Source organism: Aurantimonas marina, from assembly GCF_017183135.1.
Classification (GTDB): Bacteria; Pseudomonadota; Alphaproteobacteria; order Rhizobiales; family Rhizobiaceae; genus Aurantimonas; species Aurantimonas marina.
The window spans coordinates 1-682 of sequence record NZ_JADDXW010000060.1 but is presented as its reverse complement, the minus strand read 5'-3'; the positions used below and the strand labels follow the sequence as shown (position 1 = coordinate 682).

Here is a 682-nt window from a genome sequence, read left to right as displayed (position 1 = left end):
GCCGTAAGGTGCCCCGACAGATGATGCCTATGACTTGCTTCACCAAAACAAGGTCGGGTCTCCTGACGGGCACGGCCGACAAAACGAAGCCGATAACCAGGCCAAAAACCTCCGCCCCTTCGCGCTTCGGACAGAGACCTGCTGGCATTGCCGGCCAAACGCAACACCGGCGAGACCATCTGGCGTCGGCTCACTTTCGCGACGATTCACCGGATGGCCGAGGACCCGGTCTACGGCGGCGCTTACACCAACGGAACGAAGGCTGACTCGCAGAGCCGTCTTTGGCGTGGCCAATTCAATGTGATTTTGCATTTTTCGCCTGGTTTTCATGTTGTCAGCATAAGCAATAAGCGGTATGAACGGTGCATCTTTAAGCAGTGCCCCTGAACGACTGGACACAAGCGACGGCGCCATGATCTCGCAACTGACACGCAACGAGCGCCAGCTTTCGCTCGTGATTCTCGCCGTTCTGGCGGCGGTGGGACTGGCGATGGCGGCGGCAGGTCGCGCCGATCCGCTCGGCATCCATGGCGCCCTCGTGCTGGCCGCGGCCGCGGCCATGATCCTGCTCCTCCTCGCCCACCACGACAGCCCCGACCCGGACGCGGGGCGTCTGTCCCGGTATTACGACGATCCCAGCAAGGTCGGCATCGTCCTGACCATGGCCTGGGCCATCTTTGGT

Annotated in this window: 1 pseudogene; it reads left to right on the top strand. The window is 61.7% G+C overall.

Features of this window, described 5'->3' with window-relative positions:
* Positions 1-412: 412 nt before the first annotated feature.
* Positions 413-682 (top strand): annotated as a pseudogene (locus tag ING15_RS19300) (cytochrome-c oxidase, cbb3-type subunit I); the annotation flags it as partial.